Source organism: Streptomyces yatensis, assembly GCF_018069625.1.
Taxonomy (GTDB): Bacteria; Actinomycetota; Actinomycetes; order Streptomycetales; family Streptomycetaceae; genus Streptomyces; species Streptomyces yatensis.
In genome coordinates this window covers 1,480,922-1,505,751 of the sequence record NZ_CP072941.1, presented here as the reverse complement: position 1 = coordinate 1,505,751, position 24,830 = coordinate 1,480,922, and the positions used below count along the sequence as shown (strand labels likewise).

At 70.9% G+C, this 24,830-nt stretch carries 19 protein-coding genes and 2 pseudogenes; 8 read left to right on the top strand and 13 right to left on the bottom strand.

The genetic code is table 11. The features are described from left to right. Positions 1–16: 16 nt before the first annotated feature. The 7 genes from J8403_RS05440 to J8403_RS05410 all read right to left on the bottom strand — a co-directional run bounded on the left by J8403_RS05440 (position 17) and on the right by J8403_RS05410 (position 7,392). Positions 17–1,006, bottom strand: a complete 990-nt coding sequence (locus tag J8403_RS05440; RefSeq protein ID WP_211122132.1) for a zinc-dependent alcohol dehydrogenase family protein — start codon at positions 1,004–1,006, stop codon at positions 17–19. After that, a complete protein-coding gene (locus tag J8403_RS05435) occupies positions 1,003–1,881 on the bottom strand; it encodes a carbohydrate ABC transporter permease (RefSeq protein WP_078639161.1) in 879 nt (292 codons plus the stop codon). Before J8403_RS05435 ends, J8403_RS05440 begins: the two co-directional genes overlap by 4 nt. Next, positions 1,878–2,843 carry a carbohydrate ABC transporter permease gene (locus J8403_RS05430; protein WP_211122131.1) on the bottom strand — a complete coding sequence of 322 codons (966 nt, stop codon included), beginning with the start codon at positions 2,841–2,843 and terminating at the stop codon, positions 1,878–1,880. Before J8403_RS05430 ends, J8403_RS05435 begins: the two co-directional genes overlap by 4 nt. After that, on the bottom strand, positions 2,840–4,189 hold the full coding sequence (locus J8403_RS05425; protein WP_211122130.1) for an ABC transporter substrate-binding protein: 1,350 nt from the start codon (positions 4,187–4,189) through the stop codon (positions 2,840–2,842). Before J8403_RS05425 ends, J8403_RS05430 begins: the two co-directional genes overlap by 4 nt. A gap of 53 nt (positions 4,190–4,242) precedes the next feature. Then, complete coding sequence (locus tag J8403_RS05420; protein WP_137968737.1) at positions 4,243–5,004, bottom strand: DeoR/GlpR family DNA-binding transcription regulator; 762 nt, start codon at positions 5,002–5,004, stop codon at positions 4,243–4,245. A gap of 277 nt (positions 5,005–5,281) precedes the next feature. Then, positions 5,282–6,634 carry a 6-phospho-beta-glucosidase gene (locus J8403_RS05415; protein ID WP_211122129.1) on the bottom strand — a complete coding sequence of 451 codons (1,353 nt, stop codon included), beginning with the start codon at positions 6,632–6,634 and terminating at the stop codon, positions 5,282–5,284. Then, positions 6,631–7,392, bottom strand: coding sequence for a DeoR/GlpR family DNA-binding transcription regulator (locus J8403_RS05410; RefSeq protein WP_211122128.1), 762 nt, complete (start codon positions 7,390–7,392; stop codon positions 6,631–6,633). Before J8403_RS05410 ends, J8403_RS05415 begins: the two co-directional genes overlap by 4 nt. Positions 7,393–7,527: 135 nt before the next feature. Here J8403_RS05410 and J8403_RS05405 point away from each other — a divergent pair, with 135 nt between their 5' ends. The 4 genes and pseudogenes from J8403_RS05405 to J8403_RS05390 all read left to right on the top strand — a co-directional run bounded on the left by J8403_RS05405 (position 7,528) and on the right by J8403_RS05390 (position 11,841). Further along, complete coding sequence (locus tag J8403_RS05405) at positions 7,528–8,655, top strand: carbohydrate kinase family protein (RefSeq protein WP_211122127.1); 1,128 nt, start codon at positions 7,528–7,530, stop codon at positions 8,653–8,655. 31 nt (positions 8,656–8,686) lie between these two features. Continuing rightward, positions 8,687–10,115: pseudogene (locus J8403_RS44700) on the top strand (extracellular solute-binding protein). After that, positions 10,112–11,020, top strand: a complete 909-nt coding sequence (locus tag J8403_RS05395) for a carbohydrate ABC transporter permease (RefSeq protein ID WP_211122126.1) — start codon at positions 10,112–10,114, stop codon at positions 11,018–11,020. The pseudogene J8403_RS44700 and the gene J8403_RS05395 overlap by 4 nt, the downstream one beginning before the upstream one ends. Next, positions 11,017–11,841: a carbohydrate ABC transporter permease gene (locus tag J8403_RS05390; RefSeq protein WP_211122125.1), complete on the top strand. Its 825-nt coding sequence runs from the start codon at positions 11,017–11,019 to the stop codon at positions 11,839–11,841. Before J8403_RS05395 ends, J8403_RS05390 begins: the two co-directional genes overlap by 4 nt. Positions 11,842–11,859: 18 nt before the next feature. On the opposite strand, the gene J8403_RS05385 is transcribed toward J8403_RS05390, so the two are convergent. Together J8403_RS05385 and J8403_RS05380 are read right to left on the bottom strand one after the other, a co-directional pair. Beyond that, positions 11,860–12,618: a DUF72 domain-containing protein gene (locus J8403_RS05385; RefSeq protein ID WP_211122124.1), complete on the bottom strand. Its 759-nt coding sequence runs from the start codon at positions 12,616–12,618 to the stop codon at positions 11,860–11,862. Beyond that, positions 12,615–12,854: a hypothetical protein gene (locus J8403_RS05380; RefSeq protein ID WP_093467011.1), complete on the bottom strand. Its 240-nt coding sequence runs from the start codon at positions 12,852–12,854 to the stop codon at positions 12,615–12,617. Before J8403_RS05380 ends, J8403_RS05385 begins: the two co-directional genes overlap by 4 nt. Before the next feature lie 143 nt (positions 12,855–12,997). On the opposite strand from J8403_RS05380, the pseudogene J8403_RS05375 reads away from it, so the two are divergent. Together J8403_RS05375 and J8403_RS05370 are read left to right on the top strand one after the other, a co-directional pair. Continuing rightward, a pseudogene (locus tag J8403_RS05375) lies at positions 12,998–13,642 on the top strand (phosphoribosyltransferase); the annotation flags it as partial. A gap of 35 nt (positions 13,643–13,677) precedes the next feature. Then, positions 13,678–13,947 (top strand): DUF1876 domain-containing protein, encoded by a 270-nt coding sequence (locus J8403_RS05370; RefSeq protein WP_059146202.1) that lies wholly within the window; start codon positions 13,678–13,680, stop codon positions 13,945–13,947. A gap of 163 nt (positions 13,948–14,110) precedes the next feature. On the opposite strand, the gene J8403_RS05365 is transcribed toward J8403_RS05370, so the two are convergent. Then, entirely contained in the window at positions 14,111–14,530 is a 420-nt protein-coding gene (locus J8403_RS05365; protein ID WP_211122123.1) for a LysM peptidoglycan-binding domain-containing protein, read from the bottom strand. Positions 14,531–14,795: 265 nt separating this feature from the next. Between J8403_RS05365 and J8403_RS44295 the strand changes: the two genes are divergently transcribed. Both J8403_RS44295 and J8403_RS05355 read left to right on the top strand, forming a co-directional pair. Further along, positions 14,796–15,545, top strand: a complete 750-nt coding sequence (locus tag J8403_RS44295) for a DUF4232 domain-containing protein (protein ID WP_211122122.1) — start codon at positions 14,796–14,798, stop codon at positions 15,543–15,545. Between the two features lie 440 nt (positions 15,546–15,985). Continuing rightward, positions 15,986–17,716: an HEXXH motif domain-containing protein gene (locus J8403_RS05355; RefSeq protein WP_246585700.1), complete on the top strand. Its 1,731-nt coding sequence runs from the start codon at positions 15,986–15,988 to the stop codon at positions 17,714–17,716. A 40-nt stretch (positions 17,717–17,756) separates the two neighbouring features. On the opposite strand, the gene fxsT is transcribed toward J8403_RS05355, so the two are convergent. From fxsT to J8403_RS05340, 3 genes are read right to left on the bottom strand one after another with little or no spacing between them, the layout of a single operon-like run. Then, positions 17,757–22,115 carry an FxSxx-COOH system tetratricopeptide repeat protein gene (gene fxsT / locus J8403_RS05350; protein ID WP_211122120.1) on the bottom strand — a complete coding sequence of 1,453 codons (4,359 nt, stop codon included), beginning with the start codon at positions 22,113–22,115 and terminating at the stop codon, positions 17,757–17,759. Beyond that, a complete protein-coding gene (locus J8403_RS05345; protein WP_211122119.1) occupies positions 22,112–23,293 on the bottom strand; it encodes an AAA family ATPase in 1,182 nt (393 codons plus the stop codon). The genes fxsT and J8403_RS05345 overlap by 4 nt, the downstream gene beginning before the upstream one ends. Continuing rightward, complete coding sequence (locus J8403_RS05340; RefSeq protein ID WP_211122118.1) at positions 23,290–24,789, bottom strand: VMAP-C domain-containing protein; 1,500 nt, start codon at positions 24,787–24,789, stop codon at positions 23,290–23,292. The genes J8403_RS05345 and J8403_RS05340 overlap by 4 nt, the downstream gene beginning before the upstream one ends. Between the last annotated feature and the right edge of the window lie 41 nt (positions 24,790–24,830).

Sequence of the window (24,830 nt, the reverse complement as noted above, 5' to 3'; positions counted from 1 at the left end):
CGTCAACCACGTACGGTTACGGGACGACCACGATCTTCCGGCCCTGTCCCGCCTTGAACTGGTCGAGCGCCTGGGGGTACTCCTCCAGCGGCAGCCGGTGGCTGATGAAGATCTTCGGGTCCAGCACCCCGGTCGCGAACAGCCCGGCGGCACGCTCATAGCTGTGCAGCACGGCCATGGAGCCGGTGATGGTGATCTCCTGGTTGTAGATCTTGTACGGCTCGATGGTGGCCCGCGTCGCGTAGTCGGAGACACCGAACTGCAGGAACGTTCCGGCCTTGGCCACCCGGCCCAGGCCGTCCTGAATGGCGGCCTGGTTGCCGGTGGCGTCGATGACCACGTCCCAGCCGCGCGGCTGCTCCAGCTCGTCCGCCGAGGCGGCGGACCGGGTGCAGCCGAGGGTGCCGGCGGTGGCCAGCCGCTCGGCGTTGACGTCGAGCATGTCCACGCTGGCGGCGCCGGTGCGCTTGGCCAGCTCCAGCATCATCAGCCCCATGGTGCCGGAGCCGTAGATGAGCACCTCGGCGCCCAGGTTGCCGTTGAGCACGTCATAGCCGCGCACCGCGCAGGACAGCGGCTCGATCAGGGCCGCGTCGGCCACGTCCACATGCTCGGGCAGCTTGACGCAGTTGGCCACCGGGGCCACCGCGAACTCGGCGGCCCCGCCGGCGACGCTGACCCCGATCGCGTTCCAGTTGTCGCACAGATTGCCCCGGCCGATCCGGCAGTAACGGCACTCGTGGCAGTGCAGGGAGGGGTCGACCGCGACCCGGTCGCCCACCTCCAGCTCGGTGACACCGCTGCCGATGCCCACGACCACACCGGCGAACTCATGCCCGGGGACGATCGGCAGCGTGGGCGCGAACTCGCCCTGCAGGATGTGCAGATCGGTGCCGCACAGCCCGCAGGCCGCCACGTCCACCACGACCTCACGGGGGCCCGGGGTGGGGTCCGCGACGGTGGCGACGGTGACCTTGCCCGGGGCTTCGATGACTGCGGCCCTCATTTGACTGCTCCTAGCGACAGGCCCTGGACCAGCTTGTCCTGGGCGGCGAAACCGGCGGCGAGCACCGGCAGGGAAATGACCATCGACGCCGCGCACACCTTGGCCAGGAACAGCCCCTGGCTGGTGACGAACGTGGTCAGGAACGCCGGGGCGGTCTGGGCGACCACACCGGTGAGCACTTGGGCGAAGAGCATCTCGTTCCAGCTGAAGATGAAGCAGATCAGCGAGGTGGCGGCGATGCCCGGGCCCGCGATCGGGGCGACGACCCGCCATAGGATGGTGGGCAGCCGCGCCCCGTCCATCTGGGCGGCCTCGATGATGGACACCGGGATGTCGGCGAGGAAGGACTGCATCATCCACACCGCGATCGGCAGGTTCATCGAGGTGTAGAGGATCACCAACAGCCAGACGTTGTCCAGGAAGTTGATGTCCCTGGCGAACAGGAACACCGGCAGCAGTCCGGCCACCACCGGCAGCATCTTGGTGGACAGGAAGAAGAACATCACATCCGTCCACTTGCGCACCGGCCGGATCGACAGCGCGAACGCCGCCGGAAGCGCTAGCACCAGCACGAAGCAGGTGGAGAAGAGGGAGGTGCCCACCGAGTTCAGCAGCGCGGGCCAGGGGCTCGCCCCGCCGCCCACGCCGAAGAAGTCCTTGTACCCGTCGAGGGTCAGCGGAGCGGCCAGCGACGGCGGGTTGGTGGCGGCGTCGGCCTCGGAGTGGAACGAGGTCAGCAGCATCCACAGCACGGGCAGGACGAAGACGATGCCGATGAACCAGGCCAGTACGCCGAGCGCGGCACCGCGCCGCTTGGCCCGGCGGGTGGCTTCCGGAACGGATGTGATGGGCACCGGGGTGCTCACGGCGGTCATGCGCGGGACGCCTCCTCACGGAAGAGGGACGACACCACGCGCAGCGCGAAGGTGGCGATGATGATCGTGCCGATCACCACCACGACCCCCGCGGCCGATGCCAGCCCGTACTCGTGGGCGTTGTAGAAGGTTTCGTAAATGGTGTACGGCAGGTTGGCGGTGTCCAGGCCACCGCGGGTCATGGTGAAGACGGCGTCGAAGTTCTGCACGATGTAGATGGATCCGAGCAGGGTGCCGAGCTCCAGGTAGCGGCGCAGATGCGGCAGCGTCAGGAAGCGAAAGATCTGCCAGTTGCCCGCCCCGTCCAGCCGGGCCGCCTCGATCATGTCCAGCGGGCGGCTCTGCAGCCCGGCCAGCAGTATGAGCATCATGAACGGCGTCCACTGCCAGATCAGCGACGCCTCCACCGCGATCAGCGGCGTATCGGTCAGCCACTCCGGCTGGGGCCCGCCCAGCCAGTTGAGCACGCCGTTGAACAGGCCGTACTCGGGGTTGTACAGCGCGTGCTTCCACAGCAGCGCCGAGGCCACCGGCACCAGCAGGAACGGGGCGATGAGCATGGTGCGGACCAGGCCCCGGCCGCGGAACTTGCGGTCCAGCAGCAGCGCGAGCAGCAGCCCCAGCACCACGCTGACGATCACCACGGAGGCGGTCAGCAGCACGGTGGTGACGATGGACTCGCGCAGCGCGTCGTCGCTGAGCACCGTCTTGTAGTTGTCCAGCCCGGCGAACGCACGGCGGTCGGGCCGGAACGAGTTCCAGTCGAAGAGCGAGATCACCAGCGTGGCCACGAACGGCAGCTGGGTGACCACGATCAGGAAGATCAGTGCGGGCAGCAGCGGCGCCCGGGTGGCCCACTCCCGGGCCCGGTTCCGCCGCGCCACGGGGCGCGGTGCGGAGGCGGGCGCCGCGGTCGGTGGCCGCTCGCCGCTCACGGATACTGCCGTCGTCGGATTACTCATCGGTACTCCTCGCCGACCTTCTCGGCCAGCTGCTGCGACTTCTTCAATGCCGACTCGACGGATTGCTTTCCGGCGATGGCGGCGCTGATCTCCTGGGCGACCTTGGTGCCCAGATCGGCGAATTCGGGGATATCGACGAACTGGATGCCGATGGTCGGCCGGGGCTGCACTCCCGGATCACGCGGCTTGGCGGCGAGGATCGCCTTGCGGGTCTCCTCGGAGAAGGAGCCGGCGGTGTCGCGGTAGTCCGGATTGGAATAGGTGGACGACCGCTTGCCCGCGGGTACGTTGGCATAGCCGAAGCTCTTGCCGACCAGCTCTTCGTACTTCTTGCTGGATGCCCAGGAGATGAACTTCCACGCGTTGTCGGGGTGGCGCGTCGCCTTCTGGACGCCCCAGGCCCAGGTGTAGAGCCAGCCCGAGCTGTCGGTCTTCTCCACCGGCGCCTGGACATAGCCGATCTTGCCCTTGACCGGGGACTTCGCGGCCTCCAGCGACCCGGCGGCCGAGGTGGCGTCGTACCACATGGCGCTCTTGCCCTGGGTGAGGTTGTTCAGGCACTCGGCGAAGCCCGACTGGGCCGCACCGGCCTCACCGTGCTTGCGCACCAGGTCGACATAGAACTTGGTCGCCTTGATGAACTCGGGCGAGTCCAGCTGCGCCTTCCAGTCCTTGGTGAACCAGGTGCCGCCGAAGGTGTTGACCACCGTGGTCAGCGGGGCCATCAGCTCTCCCCAGCCGGGCAGTCCGCGCAGGCAGATGCCGTTCATCCCCTTGCGGGCGCCGTCCACCTTGGACGCGATGTCCGCGACCTGCTGCCAGGTGGGCCGCTCGGGCATCTTCAGATGCTTCTCGGCGAGGACGTCCTTGCGGTACATCAGGAACGACGACTCGCCGTAGAAGGGCTCGGCGTAGAGCTTGCCGTCCTCGGCGGTCAGCGACTGCCGCATCGAGGGCAGGACGTCCTTCTGGTCGAATGCCTTGTCCTTGGCGGCGTAACCGTCCAGCGGCATCAGCCAGCCGTTCTTCGCGTAGAAGGGCACCTCGAAATTGCTGATGGTGGCCACGTCGTACTGGCGCGCCTGATTGGCGAAGTCCTGGCTGATCTTGTCGCGGACCTCGTTCTCGGGCATCATCGTGAAATTGACCGTGATGCCCGTTTCCTTGGTGAAATACTTCTTGGTGAGCTTCTGCAAGTCCACCATCTGCGGGTTGTTCACCATCAGGACGCGGATGGTCTTGTCGCCTGAGCTGCCGCCCCCCATACCGGCGCAACCGGTCAGGAGCGCGCCCGCGGTCAGGGCCACCACCGGTATCCGGGCAGCACGAAGAGTCAGGACTGGCATAACGGGTCCAATCGAAGGGACGTGGGGAAGGTGAAAACAGCGGAGGAAGGGCGTCAGACCCTGACGATCTGGGGGCCCAGCAGCGAATAGCGATGTGCCTCGGTCAGCGGTAGACCGGTGTCGGTCACGATCGTTTCGAAGTCCGAGACATCTGCGAACCGGCAGAAGCTGACGGCTCCGAATTTGGTGTGCACCCCGGAGAAGATCTTCCGCCGGGACACCCGCACCACCTGCGCCTTGACCTCGCTGACCGCCGGATCCGGGGTGGTCAGGCCGTACTGGCGGGAGATGCCGTTGGCGCCGATGAACGCCAGGTCGATGACGAAGCCGGAGAGCATATGCGTCGCCCAGTGGTCGACGGTGGCCATCGTGCCGCCGCGCACCCGGCCGCCGAGGAGCAGCACGGTGGTGTTGTCACGGGTGGCGAGGCCGGTGGCGGTCGTGAGGGAAGCGGTGATCACGGTGAGCGGCCGGTCCCGGGGCAGGGCCTCCGCGATCAGCTGCGGGGTGAATCCCTCGTCGATGAAGACCGTCTCGGCATCGCCCAGCAGATCGGCGGCCGCGCTCGCGATCCGCGACTTCTCCGGCACATGCATGGTGGTGCGGAAGGCCAGGGTGGTCTCGAAGCCGGCGCTCTCCACGGGGTAGGCGCCGCCATGGGTGCGCCGCACCAGTCCGTGCTGTTCCAGAACCCGCAGATCGCGGCGGACCGTCTCCTTGGACACCCCGAGGTCGGCGGCGAGCTTGCCCACGTCGACGACGCCGGCACGGCGAGCCGTGTCGAGGATCTCCCGACGGCGTTCCTCGGCGTCCACGCCGCACCTCCTGCCTTGTCTTTCGGCTTGCGTGGCAGTTTTACAAGCGTGCAACAGGAGTGGCCAGCCTTGGCACCGCAGAGATCGTGACCGTATGCGCCCGTTTCACAACCGTTATCTCAGCAGGTCAGGGCCGATGAGGCAACGGACGGTGAGGAACCCGGATGCCTGATTGTCCCCCCGGTGGGCCCGATTCTCGCCCGTTTGCCGAAAGAGGGCGTGAACGGAGCCCGACCGGGCGCCTCCAGATACTGGGGAATGCCCGAACGGACATGTGCTAAGAGCGGGCGAGCGCCCCGGAGGCGTCCAGAATCCGGCCCGCCACCTTGACCGAGTCCACCAAGGGGTGGAGCGCCAGAGCCCGCAGGGCCGCACCGCGGGCGATGCCCGAATCGCTGCCCGCTTCGGTCGTGGCCGCCTCGATGGCCGAGCGCTCCACGGCCTTGAGCGACAGCATCAGGCCGAGCTGGTCCGGGGCCACCGCGCCGGTCGCCAGCGGCCGCGCCCCGCCCGCGTCCACCAGGCAGGGCACCTCCACCACGGCGTCCTCGTCCAGCCCGGGGACCGCCGTACGGTTGCGCACATTGAGGATCAGCGTGGCGCGCTCATCGCGGGCGATCGCCCGCATGATGGCGAGCGCGATCCGGTCGTAGCCGCCGCCGTCCAGATCGCAGGAGTCGCGCTCCCAGCCGCCGGTGGCCTCGCGGCTCTCGGCCATGTACGTGGCCTCGCGCTCCAGCCGGGTGCGCTCCCACGCCGTGAGCGCCCCGGGCGCGCCTGAGCCCGCCGTCTCGTAGAACCGGGCCTGCTGGTCGCGGAGGAACTCCCCACGGGTGGCGGGGGATTGGCGGATCGAGGCCACCGCCTCCCGGTTGAAGTAGTAGTAGTGCAGATACTCGTTCGGCAGCGCGCCGAGCGCCCGCAGCCACTCCGCGCCGAAGAGCTTGCCCTCCTCGAACGACTCCAGGGCGGCGGTGTCGCCGAGCAGTTGGGGCAGCCGGTCCCGGCCGTCCACCACCACCCGCCGCAGCCAGCCCAGATGGTTGAGGCCCACATAGTCGTAGACGGCCCGGTCCGGATCGGCCCCGACCGCCCGCGCGGCACGGCGGCACAGGCCGACCGGGGAGTCGCAGATGCCGATCACCCGGTCGCCGAGCACCCGCTGCATCGCCTCGGTGACCATGCCCGCGGGGTTGGTGAAGTTGATGACCCACGCGTCCGGGGCCACGGTGGCGATCCGCTCCGCGATCCGCAGCGCCACCGGGAGGGTGCGCAGCCCGTAGAGCACCCCGCCAGCGCCCACGGTCTCCTGCCCCAGCACCCCTTCGCCGAGCGGAATCCGCTCGTCGTTCGCCCGGCCCTCCAGGCCGCCCACGCGGATGGCCGAGAAGACGAAGTCGGCGCCGCGCAGCGCCTCGTCCAGATCGGTGGTGGCCCGGACCGCGGGGGCGGTGGGGCGGCCCTGGGCCTGTTCGGCCAGGACCGCGCGGATCGCGTCCAGCCGGTGCGGATCGGTGTCGTACAGCACCAGCTCGGTGCAGCGGCCGGCCTCGTCACCGGTGTCATCGAGCAGGGCCCGGTACACCAGGGGCATACGGAACCCGCCGCCGCCCAGCACAGTCAGCCTCATACGGTCACTACCTCCACATCGGCCTCGCGGAATACGGCGAGCGTCGCCGGGTCGGATGTCTTGTTGGTGATCAGGGTGTCGATCCGCTCCGGTCCGCAGATCCGGGCGAGGCCGGTGTCACCGGGGAACTTCCCCGCGGTGGCGAGCAGCACCACCTTCCGGGTCGCGCCGAGCATGGCCCGTTTGACCGGCACCTCCACATGGGTGCTGTCCAGCACGCTGCCGTCGGGGAGGACCCCGCTCGCGCCGAGGAAGAGCCGGCCCACCCGCAGCTGGCGGAGGTTGGACTCGGTGAGAAAGCCGACCACCGAGCGGTAGTTGGATCGCACCTGCCCGCCCAGCAGGATCAGGGTCACCTTCGGGTCGTCGCGCAGCTCGTCGTAGACCGCGAGATTGCTGGTCACCACGGTGACCGGCCGGCCGCGCAGCAGCTTGGCGAGCTGGAGGGTGGTGGTGCCGATGTCCAGCAGCAGCACATCGCCGTCCGCGACCAGCTCCGCGGCGGCGCGGGCGACGGCCTCCTTGTCGGCCAGGTCGTCGACCGCCACCTCGCCGAACGGGCGCTCCTCGTCCTCGGTGGGTGCCGCCACCGCGCCGCCGTAGACCCGGGTGAGCCGGCCCGCCCGGCCCAGCTCGGTGAGGTCCCGGCGGGCGGTGGCCTCGCTGATGCCCAGACGTGTGGCGATCTCCCCGATGGGCAGCACGCCCTCCTCGCCGAGGATGCTCAGCAGCTTCTCGTGGCGGGTCTCTCGCAGCATGGTGGCAACGTACTCCAGATGAGCGAGTGTGCGCGACTCTGATCGACCTCTTGCATTCCTTTCGGGTGAGGTGCAAGGTGTCGCTCACACCGCATCGGCGCGAACACGCGATGCCGTACAAGGAAAGGCACGTCGGTGAGCACCACGGCCGCAACACCCGATCCGATCCAGCCGATCGACCCGCTCGCGGCGCTGCGCGTCGCCAGGGACCCCGAGCACGACGTCTACCTCACCGGCACCGTGTTCCTGGACATCATCTTCACCGGGCTCGGCCACGCTCCCGTGCGCGGCACCGAGTCCTGGGCGCGCGGTATGGGATCGAGCCCCGGCGGCATCGCCAACATGGCCACCGCCCTGGCCCGCTTGGGACTGCACACCACGCTCGCCGCCGCCTTCGGCACCGATGTCTACGGCGACTACTGCTGGGAGAGCCTCGCCCTCGGCGAGGGGGTGGACCTCACCCACTCCCGGCGCGTCCCCGGCTGGCACTCCCCGGTCACCGTCTCCATGGCGTACGAGGGCGAGCGCACCATGGTCACCCATGAGCACCCGGCCCCGCCGCCCGCCGTCCAGGGCGCGCCGCCCCGCTCCCGCGCCTGTGTGACCGCCTTCGAACCGGGGCGCCAGGAGGACTGGGTGCGCCAGGCGCACGCCCAGGGCAGCAAGATCTTCGCCGATGTCGGCTGGGACGAATCCGGCCGCTGGGACCCCGCCGCGCTCCCCGATCTGCCCTACGCCCACGCCTTCCTGCCCAACGCGGCCGAGGCCCAGCGCTACACCCGCACCGACAGCCCCGAGCGGGCGGTGCGCGCCCTGGCGGAGCGGGTGCCGATCGCGGTCGTCACCCGGGGCGCCGAGGGCGCCGTGGCCATCGACTCGCTCACCGGGGAGAGCGCCGAGGTGCCCGGGCTGCCCGTGGACGCGCTGGACCCGACCGGGGCGGGCGATGTCTTCGTGGCCGGATTCATGACCGGAACGCTCGCCGGCTGGCCGCTCGCCGACCGGCTCGCCTTCGCCAACCTCACCGCCGCCCTCTCCGTCCAGCACTTCGGCGGCTCCCTGGCCGCGCCCGGCTGGCCGGAGGTGGCCGCGTGGTGGAACCGCGCACGGCGGCCGGCCGACGGCGGGGCGGCGGCGGCCGAACTCGCCCGCCGCTACGGCTTCCTGGGCGAGCTGATCCCGGACCGGGTGCGCGACTGCCCACGGCTGCGGGCCCTGCCCACCATCGGCTTCCGGGTGCATGACAGTGCCCAACGGTCCTGACGCTCCTGACCACCGCATCGAGGAGAACCCCATGGAACTCGCCCGTACCCGGGCGCGCCGGCCGCGTGGCAGAGCCGTCCCGGCCGCGCTCGCCGTCGGCGTCGTCCTGCTCGCCGCGGGGTGCGTCCCCGGCACCGACGGCTCGGGGGCCGCCGGTGCCGGAACCGGCGCGGCCACCGCGATACCCGATCCGGCCAAGGCCGGAAAGACCACGCTGACCGTGTGGGACCAGGAGATACGCGGCGGGACCAACGGCGAGATACAGCAGCTGAACCGGGAGTTCGAGAAGAAGTACCCCAATGTGCGGATCAAGCGGGTCGCCCGGAGCTTCACCGATCTGAAGACCACCCTGAAGCTGGCCGTCTCCGGCAACAATCCGCCCGATGTCATCCAGGCCAACCAGGGCTACCCGGACATGGTGGCCTTCGTCCGGGCCGGGCTGCTCGCCCCGCTCGACAACTACGCCGGGATCTACGACTGGAACACCCGCTACCCCGGCACCCTGCTGGGCCTCAACCGGGTCTCCGCCGACGGCAACGACTTCGGCAGGGGGCGGCTCTACGGCATCTCCCAGACCGGCGAGTACATCGGCCTCTACTACAACAAGGACCTGCTGAAGCAGGCCGGGCTCCAACCTCCGCGCACCTGGGGCGAGTTCACGGGTGGCCTGGCCCGGCTGAAGGACCGCGGCGAGCTGCCGGTCCAGTTCGGCAACCTCGACAAGTACCCGGCCATCCACACCTTCGGGGTGCTGCACGACCAGCTCGGCGCCGCCGACGCCCGCGACACCGTCCTCGGCCGCGGCGACGGCTTCGACAACGCCGCCACCAAGGGCGCCGCGGCGACCCTCGCCGACTGGATAGCGCGGCTATCTGCCGGGCGGCGCCAACGGCCTCGGCTACGACGACGCGGCCAAGAAGTTCGCCTCCGGCGACGGCGCCTATCTGCTGACCGGCACCTGGCAGCTGGCCGACCTCAAGAAGTCCATGGGCGACAAGCTGGGCATGATGCCGCCCCCGCCCGCCAAGGCCGGTGGCGACCCCGTCACCACCGGCGGCCAGGGCCTCGCCTGGTCCATCACCTCCCGCTCCCGCCACCCGGAGGTGGCCGCCGCCTATCTGGACTTCCTCACCGACGCCCACGCCGCCGACGTCATGACCCGGCACGGAGTGCTGCCCGCCGTACCGGCCAAGGCCGCGGCCCAGGTGAGCCCGGACAGCGCCGACGGCCAGATGATCGCCGGGTGGAAGCGGCTGAGCGCCGCGGACGGACTCGTCCCGTATCTGGACTACACCACCCCCAGCTTCTACGACACGCTCTCGGCCGCCCTCCAGGGCGTGATCAGCCGCAAGACCTCCCCGGACACCTTCGCCGCGACCCTGCAGAAGGACTACGGCGCCTTCATGAAGAAGCAGCGCGAGCAGCACGAGGCCACGCCCGCACCGGCGGGGACCCGATGAAGCCCACCGCTGTGACCAGGGCCTACCGCCGCCGGGCACCCGGAGAGCCGCGTGCCATCGGCTATGTGTACATCCTGCCCGCGCTGATCGTGTACGCCGCCTTCCTGCTCTACCCGTTCGGGCAGTCGGTGTGGCTGTCGTTCGTGCACTGGGACGGGCTGACCGTCGCCACCCCCGCCGGATTCGACAACTACCGCGCGCTGTTCAGCGATGCGAGCCTGCGCGCCCCCTTCCTCCACGCACTGCTGCTGCTCGTCTTCTACGCGGCCCTGCCGGTGGCGATCGGGCTGCTGCTGGCCGCCCTGATGTCCCGGGTCCGGATCCGGGGGATGACCTTCTTCCGTACCGTCCTGTTCCTGCCGCAGGTCCTGGCGCTGATCGTGGTCGGCGTGGCCTGGCGCTCGATCCTCGCCCCCGACGGGCTGCTCAACGACGCCCTGCGCGCGGTCGGCCTCGGCGGCCTCGCCCGCCCCTGGCTCGGCGACTACACCTGGGCGCTGCCCGCCGTCGGCGTCGTCGGCACCTGGGTCGGCACCGGGCTGTGCATGGTGCTCTTCCTCGCCGGGGCCCAGCGCATCCCGCGCGAGCTGTACGAGGCGGCGCGGATGGACGGCGCCGGGCCGCTGCGCGAATTCCTCACCGTCACCCTGCCCGGTCTGCGACCGCAGATCGCGGTGGCGCTGACCCTGACCGTCGTGGCGGGGCTGCGCAACTTCGACCTGATCTACATCACCACCAGCGGCGGCCCCGGAAACGCCACCTCCGTACCCGCCTACGAGGTCTACCACCGGGCCTTCGAGACCAACCAGGTCGGCTCGGCCGCCGCCGTCGGCGTGGCCCTCACCGTCCTGATCTTCGTCCTGACCGTCACGGTCTCCCGGCTCGTGGAAGGGCGGCGGGCATGACGACACGCCTGGAACGCACCGTCACCTACGGCATCCTCGCCCTGTTCACCGTCATCGCGCTCACCCCCGTGATCGGCATCCTCTCCACGGCCTTCGGCTCGCAGAGCTCCCTGGACACCGGCTTCTCGCTGCCGAAGGGCGGTCTGCACTGGAGCAACTTCGCCGACGCCTGGAGCCGTGGCCACTTCGGCACCTATCTGGGGAACTCGGTGCTGGTCACGGCGGTCGTGGTGGCCGCCACCACCGTGCTGGCCGTCCTCGCCGCCTACGCCTTCGGGGTGATGCGCTTCCCCGGCTCCACGGTGCTCTTCCACCTCTTCGTGATCGGGCTGACCCTGCCCCAGGAGGCGCTGGTCGTCCCGCTCTACTTCGATCTGCGCTACGCCGAACTCACCGACAGCTACTGGGCGTTGATCCTGCCGCAGACCGCGCAGTCGCTGGCCTTCGGGGTCTTCTGGATGCGCACGTACTTCCGCGGCAGCGCACGGTCGGTGATCGAGGCCGCCCGGATCGACGGGGCGAACACCTGGACCACGCTGTGGCGCGTCCTGGTCCCGATGGGCCGCCCGGCGATCTCCACCATGGTCGTGATCACCTTCATGTGGACCTGGAACGAGTTCCTGATGGCCCTGGTGATGGTCAGCGACGAGGCCCATCGCACGGTCCCGCTCGGCCTCGCCTTCTTCCAGGGCCAGCACAGCTCCGACGCGGCGCTCCTCGCGGCGGCCTCGGTGCTCATCGCCCTGCCGGTGGTCGTGGTCTACGTGGCCCTCCAGCGCCGGTTCATCGAGGGCATGCTCGGCGGGGCGGTGAAGGAGTGAGCCCGGCGGGCACCGGCTTCACCGCGCCGGGGCGGCGCTGACCGGGCGGCCGGCGCGGGCCACGGCGCGGGCGAAGACCGCCGCGTCGTGCACCGCCGCCCCACCCGTGTCGTTGTTGAAGTACGCGTGGACCGGCGCCTCGGCCGGCCAGGTGTCCCGGATCCGCCGCGCCCAGGTGTCCAGGGCCTGGCGCCCGTAGTGCGGGGCCGGCCGGGCGAGGCCGCCGTGGAAGCGCACATACCCCCACCCGGTGGTCCGCCACAGCGGGGTGACCGGGCGCGAGCCGGAGTCGGCCCAGCACAGCGCGGCCCCGCGGTGCTCCAGCACCGCGCGGATCTCCTCGGTCCACCAGGAGGTGTGCCGCGGTTCGACGGCCACCCGCGTCCCCGAGGGGAAGCAGCGCAGGCAGCGGTCCAGCAGCTCGCCGTCGGCCCGCAGGGTGGGCGGCAGCTGCAGCAGCACGGGGCCCAGCCGGTCGCCGAGCCCGGCCGCATGGGACATCAGCCGCGCCACCGGCTCCTCCGGCTCGCGCAGCCGCTTGATGTGGGTGAGGTACCGGCTCGCCTTGAGCGCCATCACGAAGCCCTCGGGGAGGCGCTTCCGCCAGGTGGCGAACTGGTCGTACGACGGCAGCCGGTAGAAGGCGTTGTTGCTCTCCACCGTGTCGAAGGCGCGGGTGTACTCCTCGAGCCACAACCGCTGCGGACAGCCCTCCGGGTAGAGATCGCCGCGCCAGTCCCGGTACTGCCATCCCGAGGTGCCGACCAGGACGGTCATGCCTCGCCCGGATGCCAGGGCGGCCACTGCCCGGGCCGGTCCTCCCAGTGGACCTGGGCCGGGTCGTCGAGGTCGATATCGGGGAAGACCTGCCGGACGCGCGGTTCGAACTCCTCCGGTTCGAGTGGTTCGCAGCCCAGGCCGCGCAGCCGCACCCGCCGGTAGCGGCTGTCGGTGTCGAATGACTCGACGAAGACGGGGTATCCGGACTCGCCCGGGCCTGTGGCGTTCTCCATACCTCCAGGGTGCCGGAGTCCGCGGCATTCGCGAGCCCTGGCCATCGGCCGGGGCGGCCGGTTTGCGGACGGGCGCATCGTCGGCTTGATTCGTAACCGTCGGCTCGATGTCCGGAAGAGTCCCGAGCAGCGGGGGTGAGACCATGATCTTCACCGACCGGGTGGACGCCGGGCAGCGCCTCGGCGAGGCGCTGCGCCCTTTGGCCGACGCCGAACCGGTCGTGCTCGGGCTGCCGCGGGGCGGGGTGCCGGTGGCCTTCGAGGTGGCCCGGACGCTCCGCGCGCCCCTGGACGTGATCATCGTCCGTAAGCTCGGCGTCCCCTTCCACCGGGAGCTGGGGTTCGGCGCCATCGGCGAGGGCGACGTACGGGTCGTCCACGAGGCGATCGTCCGGATGAGCCGGGCCGATCAGGAGGACCTCGCCGAAGTGGAGCGGACCGAGCGGGAGGAGCTGGCCCGCAAGGCGCGGCGGTTCCGCCAGGGCCGCTCACGGGTCCCGGTCGAGGGCCGGACCGTGATCGTCGTGGACGACGGCATCGCCACCGGCGCCACGGCCCAGGCCGCCTGCCGGGTCGCCCGGGCCCAGGGCGCCGCCCGGGTGGTCCTCGCCGTGCCGGTGGCGCCGCCGGACGCGGTCACCACGCTGCGCGAGGACGCGGACGAGGTGGTGGCCCTCTCCACCCCCTCGGACTTCGCGGCGGTGGGGGAGTGGTACGAGGACTTCTCCCAGACCGCGGACGAGGAGGTGGTGGACTTGCTGTCCCGGTCGACTGGAGAGACGGGTGAGGCGCATCCTGGAAGGTGACGCAGGAGGTGATCGCGATGGAGACGATCGTGGGATGCGACATTCAGATGGAATTCCGTGAGATCGGTCCGCTGACCGAAGCGGTCGTCCGGCTGAGGATGCACGACGGCACGGAGATGCTGGCTCAGGGCCGTGCCAACCGCAACCCCGAGGACCCGTCACAGCCGAGGGTCGGCGAGGAGATCGCGGCGGCGCGGGCGCTGACCAATCTGGCGCACCGGCTGATCGGCAAGGCAGGTGGCGACATCGAGGAAGTCACCCACTCCAAGGCGCATTTGTTGATCTGAGGCCCGTTGAGGCGCAGGGCCGTCCGCCGCGGTGGTCCACCGCGGGCGGAGGTCCCTATGCGTATGCGCGCGTTCCCGTGGATCCGCGGTCCGTATGCCGCCCGCCGCTGTCCGTACGACCGAGGCTTTCCGCATGCCTGTCGCGGTCCGTATGCCCGGCCGTTCAGGGGCGCCCGAGGGTGAGCCGCTGGCCCGGGCGGATCACATCCGGGTCCGCGCCGATCACCTGGCGATTGATCTCGTAGAGCCGCTCCCAGCCGCCCGCCACGTTCTCGGTGTCCGCGATCGCGGAGAGGGTGTCACCGTGGACGACCGTGTACGAACCGGCCTGCGGATGCGCCTTGGCCGGAGGCTCGGGCACGGCCTTCGGGACGATGAGGAGCGGCTGCGCCTTGGAGGCCGTGACGGTCTTGACGGTGGTGACGGCCGGGGCGGGCGAGGAGGGTGTGGCGGTCGAGGCGGCGTTCGCCTGGCTGATACCGATGAGCGGCAGGGCCACGCCGGCGCCGCCCGCGGTGATCGCGAGCGAGGCCCGGGAGACCCGGTGGGGCCGGGGCCGGCGATGACGTCCTCGAGCGGCCATGGAGTCCTTCTTCCTGTCCTGGTACGGCAGTTGGCAACTGCGATGGCTGCCGAACAGTAATCCCACCGTTCTGGCTGGGACAAGGCGTTCCGATGTTTGCGGTGGAGAATCCCATGTGAGGAATTGGCGCGCTGATGGGCTCAATGTGCCCGGACATAAGAGCCTTCAGGAGGGGAAGGGAGACCGAAGGGGGACGCACCGGAGGCATCGGGGCACCCGACCTCGCGGCGGTCCCCGGCAGATGGCTGACCTCGGGAGGTCGCTCATGAGTCCACGCAACGGCACGACCGCTCGGCGTACGAGGACATCGCGGTCCCGCTCGCTCAGGCCACCGGTCTTATGCGCGCTGCTGGTCGGCGCGCTGGCCACGGTCACCGCCTGCGGCAGCGACACCGGGGACGGGGACTCCGCGCAGCGCGCCTCGTCCGTCACCTCCGCCACCTCGGCCGCACCACCCTCCTCCCCTTCGGCCGACTCCGCCGACACCTCCGAAGGTTCACGGAACGAGCGGCCCGCCTCGCACACCGCGCAGTCCCCGCCGCCCTCGGCGCACCCCGCCCCCTCGCATGCGTCCTCCTCGCGGCCCGCCGCCGCCTCCGGTGCGCGCCGCGTCTGCTCCAAGACGCAGCTGACGCTGGCGGCCGGCCGGGTGGATGTGGGCGCCGGCAATGTGTATCTGCCCCTGGTGTTCACCAACAAGGGCTCCACGACGTGCACTCTCACCGGATATCCCGGTGTCACGCTGCTGGATTCCACCGACGCGGCGATCGGTGCCCCCGCCACCCGGCGCGGCCCCACGCACTCTCCGATCACCCTGCCGCCCGGCGGCAGCGCCTCCGCCGCCCTGCACACGCTGAACGAGGGCATGACCGACACCCCGTGCCGGCGCGCCGCCACGCGGATTCGCGTCTATCCGCCGGATTCCTTCGACGCGATGAAGATCTCGGCGCGGTCGTTCCGGGCGTGCGGAGGTGTCTTCGAGGTCGAGGCGATGCGGTCCGGAACGGGTGGATGACACCGGCATATCGGGGGGCTCTCGGGCGTGCGTAAGTGACCGAAAATCTTGACAAGGCAGGCGTCGACTGGCCGTGTTCACTCTTTCGCAATCAAAAGGGGTAGGACACCATAGGGATGCCTCGTATGAGCCGTTAGGGAGCGTCCGGAGGGGGACCGTGTCATGGAGCGGGTCGCGACCGAGGTCGAGACAGAGCTGCTAGACCTTTCGGGGGCGACACTCGCAGACCTCGAGCGGCACGAGGGGCTTTCCGCGGTGACGGAGCGGCTGCTCGACATCGTCCAGTACCCGCCGACGGTCAGCGGCAACTCGTCGACGTCGGAAGGCTGTGGGTCATCAGTTAGCCGGCTATGACGTCCTCCGCCATGCAGGGTCATAATCATCGTTTGTCGGTGGGGTGTTTCGCCGAGTTGGCGCGGGGTTCGGGTGGCCCCTCGACCGTGGCCGAGCTGAGATCGGGGCAGCGCAGCCGGGCCATGCTGCTGCTGCGCGCCCTGGTGGCCATCGCCTCCGCGCACCCCGCCCTGCCCGGCCCCCTGCCCCCGCCCCGGGAGGCCTGGCACCTGCTGATTCGGGCCGAGAACCGCTCCCCGGCAGCCGTGGACAGGCTGCTGCTGCACCCTCCCACAGGCGTATGGCTCAATCGCTGTCTGCGCAGGCTGCGCGGTATGGAATCGGGGGACGGGCCGCTGTGGAGCGCGGTGGGACAGCTGCATGCCATAGCGGCCTCGGCCGCTCTGCTCGCCGGAATCGACTTTCGCGGCGCCGTTCCGGCGCGCGAGGGCACGGTGATGCTGCCCGCCCTGGGGCTCGCCCGCATTCCGGACGCCAGGGATGTCGCCGAGGTCGTCATGAACGGCCGGAAGGCGGCGGTGTTATCCGGCTCCTATTCGGTGGCGCTGCCCGCCGACTTCTCCGAGGACGCTCCCGGTTGGCACGGTCTTCGGCGGCTGCGCGCAGAGCACGGGGGGATTGTCTGCGCCCCCCTTGTCGATGACCTCGACCCCTATCGCGACTTTCTCCGGATCCGAGATCCGGAGCGGCTCGACGACGAAGAGTGGCAGGGCTGGCAGGAGCGATTCGAGAATGCGTGGCGGCTGGTCTCGGAGCAGCGCCAGGTGGACCCGCGGGGAATCGGCGCCTGTCTGTCCGCCGTCGTGCCCGTGCCATACGCCGCCTGGCCCGAACCGTTCAGCGCCTCGTCGCCGGAGGCGTACGGCGGTGTGCTGCTCAACGCGGCCACGGACCCGCTGACCCTCGCCGCGGCGCTGGTGCACGAGGCCCAGCACATCAAACTCAGCGCCCTGATGGACTTGGTGCCCCTGATCGAAGGGGGCCTGGAGGAAATCCACTACGCGCCCTGGCGGCTGGACCCGCGACCGCTGCGCGGACTCCTCCAGGGGGTGTACGCGTTCCTGGGTGTGACCGGATTCTGGTGGGACCGACTGCGCCGCGCCGAGCCCGGGCCGGCCCGGGACAGCGCCGCGTTCGAGTTCGCCCTGCGGCGGGCACAGACCGCCTCGGGCTTGCGCACGCTCCTGGCTCACGCCGAACTGACCCCCCGAGGCGCGCAGTTCGTCCACCGGCTGGGGGAACGCTTGAGGCTGTGGCTGGCGCAGCGGGTGCCCTCCGTGCCGGGGCGCCTGGCGTCGGATCTGATCCTTGATCACCGGCTTGTCCACCGCATGCGCCACCTGTCGGCGGACCCGGAGCCGACCGTCCGGTGGGCACGGGCCTGGCGGGAACGGACCGACCCGCCCCTAGAGCTGCCCGGGACCTCCGTCCGGCCGACCCGCCCCGAGGCGCCCGCGCGCCCCGCGCTCGCCCGGCTCCGGCTCGATGATCCGGCGGGGTTCGCCCGGCTGTGCGAGGAGCGGGGAGAGGGGCTGGCCGGGGGCGGTGACGCCCCCGACCGGGCCGACCTCGACTGGGCCGCGGGGGACCCCGGGGCCGCGCTGCGCGGCTACCGGGCTCGCCTGCAAGCGGACCCGGACGACATCGCGGCATGGGCGGGGCTCGCGCTCACCCTGCCGGACGGCGCGGCCAGGACGACGCTGCTGAACCACCCCGAACTGGCCCTGGCCGTCCACCGGGAGCTGCGCACCGCGCCGGACACGGGTCCCGATCCGGTGGCTCTGGCGTGGTGGATCGGGACGCGTACACCCGGGTGAACGGCGCGCAGGCCCCGTGAACGGAGCCGCGGACGGCGGCTCAGATGGAGATCGACTCCACATCGCAGTCCGCCCGGATGCCACGGGCCGCCGCGACCGTCGCCGGGTGGTTGGCCGTCAGCACCCGGCGCAGCCGGCCGAGCACGTCCTGGTGCAGCTCCTCCGCCTGCCGGCCCTCGCCCAGCGCGCGCAGATCCCCCGACAGATTGACCGCACATGCGAGTGTGGTGGGGTGGTCCTCACCGAGCCGGGACCGGCAGGTCGCCAGGGTCGTGGTGTCCAGGTCGCGGGCCTCCTGGTAGTCCGCGAGGGTGTAGTGGTCGCTGGCCATGTTGATGGCACAGGCCAGCGCCGTGGGGTGGTCGGCTCCCAGCCGCTCGACGAGCACCGGCAGCGTCTTCTTGTTCAGCGCGAGCGCCTCATCCGTCTCGCCCAGCAGCCGCAGCGTCACGGCGAGGTCGGTCGCCGCGCCCAGAGTCGCCGGATGCCGTTCCCCCAGCAGGACGATCATCTCGTCGAGGCATTTGCGGCCCAGCTCACGGGCGCCCTCCAGATCGGCGGTGTGCCGCAGATCCATCGAGAGCGCCAGGGCCGTGATGGTGATCTGGAGGCTGGGCTCGGTGTAGCGCAGCCGGTAGCGCTCCAGGATCTCCCGGCTGAGGTCCAGGGCGCCCTCATGGTCGCCCGCCTTGCGCCGCGCCACGGCGAGATTGCGCAGGGCGAAGACCCCGATGGGCGCGTTCTGCGGGAGCAATTGGCGGGCGCGGGCACAGGTCTGCTCCAGCATGTCGCGGGCGGCCAGGTAGTCCCCGCCCTCGCGCACGTCGATGGAGAGGTTGGCCTCCACCAGGATGGTGAGCAGGGCGTTCTCGCCGAGCACGAGACCGGCGGTGCGCCGGGCGTCCTCGTCCAGCTGCCGGGCGCGTTCGTAGTCCCCCACCGCGCGCAGTGCCAGGGCGTAGTCGTTCGCCGCGCCGATGGAGTACGGGTCCTCGTCCCCGAACAGCCGCAGGGTTCTGGTCCAGCGGTCCTTCTCCAGCTCGACATAGCGCGCGTAGTCGCCCTGGTAGCGGGTGTCGACGGCGACCGCGCCCTGAGTCACCAGGGTGTTCTCGTGGTCGTCGCCGTCCTTGGCGCGCTGCAGCTCCAGCGTCCGGCTGTTGAGCTCCCTGGCCTCCTTGAAGTGCCCGAGCACGGTCAGGACATGGCCCAGGGTCCGGGAGACGGCCAGCGTCTCCGGACTGTCCTCACCGAGTGCCTCGACCCAATTGCGGCGTACTTGGTTACCGAGTTCCAGCGCACCCTCGTGGTCCCCCCAGATATAGAGGAAGCGGACCAGATTGCGCACCATCTGCCGCACCCATTTGTCATCGCACTCCATCGCGCGCGAGGCCCGGACATGGGAGAGGAGGTCGGCGTACCGCCCCCAGTTCGCGGGAGTCACGTCGTTGGGGTCGCCGAAGGCCAGCAGCACATGGGCGCTGTGGCGCATATCCGCCTGCTGCTGCGTGGACATCTGGCCGATCAGCACGGCCTGCACCAGCCGGTGCATTTCGATCGTGTTGTTGCGGTGATTGATTTTGATCAGGGCGTAGCGGTTGATCTCACGGATCGCGTGGCCGAGCTTGATGGGGTCCTGCAGCACCTCGGACAGCTCGGGGGAGAGGGACACCCCGCGCACACCGGAGAAGAGCCGCCGGGAGATCGGCTCGGGCGCGAAGAACGAGCACATCTGCAGGAGTTGGAGCGCACCGGGATGGGTTTCGGCCAGTCGGCGAAGCGACATGTTCCAGGCGGCGGCTACCGGTTCGGGGTAGTCCACCGGAACGCCCGCCGCCAGCAGCTCGTTACGGCGGGTGGAGACATCGGCCCGCTCGTCCTCGAACACCTGAAGGTATTCGTCGACCGGCATCCCCGTTTCGGTGAGCCAGGCCGCCGCCTGCTCGATGGCCAGCGGAAGGTCCCCCAGGGCGTCGGCGACCCGGTCCGCCTGATCGCGCGGCAGCTCCGGCCCCCGGCGGCGCAGCAGCTCGATGCTCTCCTCCCGCTCGAAGACGTCCACTTCGACCGTGCGGGCGGCGCGCGACCACTGCGCGTTCCTCGAGGTGACCAGGATCCGGCCCGGTCCGCCCGCGGGGAAGAACGGCCGCACCGTCTCCAGTTCCTCGGCGTTGTCGAAGACCAGCAGCCAGTTGCGGCAGGGGCGTCCGGTGCGGAGCGCGTCGAGAACGCTCGGCACGGCCGTGTTGGCCTCCATGCCCGCGCGCAGTCCGAGCCGGTCGGCGAGTTGCACCAGCGCCTGGCGGATCTGCTCGGGGCGCTCCGCCGGGACCCACCACACCGCGTCGTAGTCGGCCGCGTGCTGATGGACGTACTCCAGCGCGATCTGTGACTTGCCCACCCCGCCCAGCCCGTGCAGGGCCTCCGGCAGCACGGCGGCGGTGCCCTCGCTCCTCAGCCGCTCGTGGAGAGTGTCGAGCAACGTCTGCCGTCCGGTGAAGTTGTTGTTCCGGGGCGGTACATTTCCCCAAATGGGCGGCGGTTCCCCGGCCTGGCGCTCCTCCACGGCGGGCAGGGACCGGGCAGCGGTCACGGACACGAATGTTCCTCTCAGATGCTCCGCCGCCGGGTCCGGCGTGCCGTGCGCCGGCGGGGATGGTGAATCGTCGGCCTCGGGTCGCGGATCAGGTCGGGGAGTCGTGGAGTACGTCATGTCAACCGTCTCAGAGTCCACATATTTTCCCCTGCGAAATGCGTCTTCAACTGGATCGGGTCGGCTTTCCCCCGAGCGGGCGAGCGCCTGATGGGCCAGGACCAGGGCGCGAAAGGAGCGCGCGCCCTCCAGGTACGGACCGGAAAGCGCTTGGTAGACCTGCTCCTGAAGGCGGATGTACGGAAGCAGGCGCTCCGTGCTGGGTAGGTCGCGCACCGACCCGGAGGGGTGGTTGAGCAGATCGCGGAGCATCAGCAGCGGCTTCCAGCGGCGGCCGAGCCGATCGAGGACGCTGCCGAGAATATAGAGCGACTCGTCCCGCATCCCGGCGGACAGCAGAAGTTCCCGCACCCCGTCGTGGAACTCGTAGCCGATGCCCGTCTCGTCCAGCGGGTCGGCGGTCCCCACCTTGCGCAGCAGCCCGCCCAGCAGGACCTCGGCCAGGTCGCCCGGGCTGCCCTCCGGCTGGTGGATCCCCTGCACGAACTCCATCACGGGAATGTTCAACGGCGCGGCGGCCAGCCGGGACGCCAGCCGGAAGGCGCTCGGCGAGGCGGTGGCGCGGAACCGGAAGACGCGGTCCCAGGCGCTCGGTTCGGGCTCGGGCTCCCAGCGCTCGGCCGGCGCCCCGGGCAGCAGCGCCATCGTGTCCTCGCCGCGCGCCGACGGGCGGGCCACCAGCCGCGCCCAGTTGGCCATCCACCGCGCGTCCAGCTCCAGCACCGGGACCGGTGGTGCGCCGCCCGGCCAGGAACCGCCGTCCGCCCGCCGCCAGGTGCCATTGGGGGCGCCCGGTTCGGGGACCCGCACCCGCACCCGCTCCGGCGCTACCCCGGTGTGGTGCCAGCGGCCCTGGTGTAAGACATGCAGCACGGCGACCGAGGCGTGCCGCGCCCAGTGGGCCAGCGCGCGCTGGGCGCTGTCATCGGCCCAGGCCGCGCCGATGCCGTCGGTCAGCACCAGCACCGTCCGCCTGCCGCGCGGCGGCATCCCCTCAACCGGCGACCGGTCCTCGGGTAACGGATGGTCGGTGTTCAGCCGGTGCACCCGCACATCCCGGAAGGCGCCGGTGCGCCGCAGCACGGTGACCAGATGCTCGGCGGTCCGCCGCCACACCACCATCGAACTGCCGCAGTCCACCACCAGCACGGCGTCCATCCAGCGCTCGCGCACCGGCACACAGGCGGGCACCCACAGCCCCTCGCGCGCCGCGCACTCGGCCGTGGCCTCCTCGTCGATCTCCATCTCGACCAGCGAGGGCGACGTGCGCTTGAGCGGCCGCAGCGCCCGGGACAGGGCGCGCTCGGGCAGCGGCGGCTCGGAGACGGACGCCCGGCGCGCGGGCACGAAGGCTTCCGCGACGGTCACCGGCTCCGCCTCACCGGGCGGTGCGGGGACGCCGACCAGCTCCGCGGGGAGCAGCGGCTCCGCGACCGCGGGCCCGGCCTCGGGCTCGGACGCGGGGCGCTCCCCCTCGCGGTCCTGCCGCGGCTCGTCGGACGGCTCGTCACCGGGCGGCGGGACATCCGCCTCCGGTGAACCCGGGAGGGGGCCCGGGTCCGGCCGTCCGGGGCCGGGGTCCGTCTCGGCCTTGCAGACCGCCAGCCACAGGGCGTCGGCCAGCTGCCGCCAGTCGAGGTCCCGAGGGGCGGGCCCGGCGGACCGGCCGCCTGGGTCATGTGTCATGTCGAGCCCGCTGCACTGTCCAGCCGGTGCCAGACGGCCTGCAGTAGCTCCTCCCACTCGGGCCCCGGTACATGTGCCTGGGCCGTCACCAGATACACCGCGTTGAGCAACTGGTCGGCGGCGAGGCCGCCTTCGCGCTCACTGCGCTCGAGGAACATCTGGATCAGCTCCCGCGCGCGTGGATCGTCGGCCCGTCCCAGATGCGCGGCCACGATCGCGGCGAGCCGGTCCGCGTCCGGGTCGGGCAGCCGGAGCTGGAGACAGCGCCGCAGGAACGCGGGCGGGAAATCCCGTTCGCCGTTGCTGGTGATGATGACCACGGGGAAGGCGCTGCAGCGCACCCGGCCCGAGGCGATGACGGTACTGCGCTCCGGATCGTCGGTGAGGACCGATACGGCCGGGCGGCGTCGGCGGATGCGCACCAGCTCGGGAATGGAGTACTCGCCGGCCTCGAAGATGTCGAGCAGATCATTGGGCAGATCGATATCGCTCTTGTCGAATTCGTCGATGAGCAGGACGCGCGGCAGACGGTGCGGGAGCATCGCCGTGCCCAGCGGGCCGAGTTGGAGGAAGTCGCCGATGTCCTCCGGTCCGGGTTCGTGCGGGTCCCCCTCCGACGCCTGTCCGGCCGCGGCGGCGTGCACACGGCCGACGGCATCGTAGCCGTAAAGCCCGGCCCGCAGGGTCGATCGCGTCGTGATCGGCCAGCGCAGCACCCGGCCCAGGCCCAGCTCCCGGCTGATGCGGTACGCCAGCGTCGACTTGCCGGTGCCCGGGCGGCCCGTCACCAGAAGGGGGCGCCTGAGGATCAGCGCCGCGTTGACGAGATCGGCCTCCTCGGGGTCGGAGCGCACGCCGAGGGGTGCCGCGCCCAGCCGCCGGGCGGTGTCCTGCTCGTCCTCCGGCGGCGCCGGGGGCTCGGTCGGGGTGTCGTCCCGGTCCGATAACGCGCCGGGCCGGGCGTCGCCGTCGGGCGGACAGGCCGAGACCCCGCCGAAGGTGCGCCACGGGGGCGGCGGCGGAAGGATCTCCTCCAGGCTTACGTCGTGGAGCGGGCGCCCGGTTCCCTGGTAGATCCACCAGGGGCGCGGTATCCCGGACGGCAGGGCACCGGAGGCGGAACCCGAGTCCTGGTGGACCCGTCCGTTGTGGCGCCGCGCAGGCTCTCCGTCGTTCATCGACCACCTACCCCGTCGTCCGGCCCCGAAATGCGCCCAAAAGGTTCCACCGGTCGGGTTGGGTCGTCCCAAACGAGCACCACATGTTGCCCGAGGTGATGCTCCCCCTCCGCGGAGCCGTTCGTATGGGCGTCCAGACGTAACTCTGTCATGGCCTCACGGAGCCGTGCCAGGTTCCCGCTTGGCTCGGCCTGTTTTTGTCTCAGTTGCTGGACGAAGCCGGGGTCACGGGGCGTCCGGCCGTCCCAGGCGACCACCGGGATCCCGGCCCGCCAGGCGGTCAGCACCTCCGAGTTCCCCTCGGGGGTGGCCCCGGGGGGCGAGCTCAGGATCAGGGCGACCACCTGGGGGTCGGCCTTGAGCCGGGCGAGCAGGGCGGTGGTGTCGCCGGAGCGCGGGCTGTCCGGGTCCTCGCCGTCCACGACGAGCTGCTTGGCGCGCTCGGGCTGCTGGTCGAAGACGTTCCAGCGCTGCTTCCAGTCGCGGTGCCAGCGCTTGGTCCGGCTTCGCTCCAGGCTCCGTACGACCACCGGATAGCCCCCCATGTACAGCGGGATGGGTGACTCGCTGTCGAGTTCCAGACGCCAGCGGTGGACCGGCAGATTCAGGTCATCCGTGTCGAGCATGAACTCGATATGGATCGCCCCCGCGTCGTCCCACTCCTCGGCGGCCTCGTACACCAGCGTCTGGACCGCCCGTTCCGCGGTCTCCGAGGTGACCTGGGTGATCGGGCCGCGGGCCGGATGCCAGCCGGTCGGGTCGTACTGGTGCCAGGACGAGAGCTCGTAGCACCCGGCCTCCTCCTGCGGCAGCAGCCGGATCACCAGATAGGCGTCCACCGGCCCGGCCGGGGCGGCATGCCCCACCTGCTGCCGCAGCGACCGCAGCTGTGGTGTCAGACCCAGCTCCCGGGCCTGATCATCGGCCCATTCGCGCAGCGCGTCGGCCCGCTCCAGCGGACGCGCGGCCGCCGCGAGGTACTCCACGAGGGCGAGCCCCGGCGGCAGCCCGCCCGGCTGCGCGTTCATCCGGCTCAGCACCTCGAAGGCGTGCCAGGGGCTCGTGACCACGGGGATGTCCTGGAGCGGGCCCGCCGCCGCACGGCACAACTGGCCCAACTGCTCGATCTCCAGCTCCTCCAGCAGCGACCGCAGCTTCGCGGCGGCGGTCTCGGGCAGTGCCGGACGGGCCGTCATCTGCTCCATGACCGAGTCGAGCCGCATCATGGCGTCCTCGTCGGCCGCCGCCATCACCGCGAGGGACGCGCGTAGCGCGTGCATGATCCGCACGTTTTCCAGGCATTCGCGGGCCAGCTCCACCAGGAAGTAGTCGGTCACCCGGTGGACGCGCACGGGAACGCTGGTCATCTCCAGCTCCATGGCGACCAGATCCAGACACAGCGTGCGCAGATCCGGATCCGTCAGACAGCGGAACTCCTTCAACGCCGTGACGAGATTGCCAACCGATTTCAGGCCACCTTCCCCCATGGCCGCCATGCCGTGCCCTCCCCCGAGGCCGCATCACCGGTCCCCGCCGC

Excerpts from the sequence above, each read along its gene's own strand:
- J8403_RS05440 (WP_211122132.1), bottom strand. The coding sequence starts at position 1,006 with ATGAGGGCCGCAGTCATCGAAGCCCCGGGCAAGGTCACCGTCGCCACC.
- J8403_RS05435 (WP_078639161.1), bottom strand. The coding sequence starts at position 1,881 with ATGACCGCCGTGAGCACCCCGGTGCCCATCACATCCGTTCCGGAAGCC.
- J8403_RS05430 (WP_211122131.1), bottom strand. The coding sequence starts at position 2,843 with ATGAGTAATCCGACGACGGCAGTATCCGTGAGCGGCGAGCGGCCACCG.
- J8403_RS05425 (WP_211122130.1), bottom strand. The coding sequence starts at position 4,189 with ATGCCAGTCCTGACTCTTCGTGCTGCCCGGATACCGGTGGTGGCCCTG.
- J8403_RS05415 (WP_211122129.1), bottom strand. The coding sequence starts at position 6,634 with ATGAGGCTGACTGTGCTGGGCGGCGGCGGGTTCCGTATGCCCCTGGTG.
- J8403_RS05410 (WP_211122128.1), bottom strand. The coding sequence starts at position 7,392 with ATGCTGCGAGAGACCCGCCACGAGAAGCTGCTGAGCATCCTCGGCGAG.
- J8403_RS05395 (WP_211122126.1), top strand. The coding sequence starts at position 10,112 with ATGAAGCCCACCGCTGTGACCAGGGCCTACCGCCGCCGGGCACCCGGA.
- J8403_RS05390 (WP_211122125.1), top strand. The coding sequence starts at position 11,017 with ATGACGACACGCCTGGAACGCACCGTCACCTACGGCATCCTCGCCCTG.
- J8403_RS05385 (WP_211122124.1), bottom strand. The coding sequence starts at position 12,618 with ATGACCGTCCTGGTCGGCACCTCGGGATGGCAGTACCGGGACTGGCGC.
- J8403_RS05380 (WP_093467011.1), bottom strand. The coding sequence starts at position 12,854 with ATGGAGAACGCCACAGGCCCGGGCGAGTCCGGATACCCCGTCTTCGTC.
- J8403_RS05370 (WP_059146202.1), top strand. The coding sequence starts at position 13,678 with ATGGAGACGATCGTGGGATGCGACATTCAGATGGAATTCCGTGAGATC.
- J8403_RS05365 (WP_211122123.1), bottom strand. The coding sequence starts at position 14,530 with ATGGCCGCTCGAGGACGTCATCGCCGGCCCCGGCCCCACCGGGTCTCC.
- J8403_RS44295 (WP_211122122.1), top strand. The coding sequence starts at position 14,796 with ATGAGTCCACGCAACGGCACGACCGCTCGGCGTACGAGGACATCGCGG.
- fxsT (WP_211122120.1), bottom strand. The coding sequence starts at position 22,115 with ATGACACATGACCCAGGCGGCCGGTCCGCCGGGCCCGCCCCTCGGGAC.
- J8403_RS05345 (WP_211122119.1), bottom strand. The coding sequence starts at position 23,293 with ATGAACGACGGAGAGCCTGCGCGGCGCCACAACGGACGGGTCCACCAG.
- J8403_RS05340 (WP_211122118.1), bottom strand. The coding sequence starts at position 24,789 with ATGGCGGCCATGGGGGAAGGTGGCCTGAAATCGGTTGGCAATCTCGTC.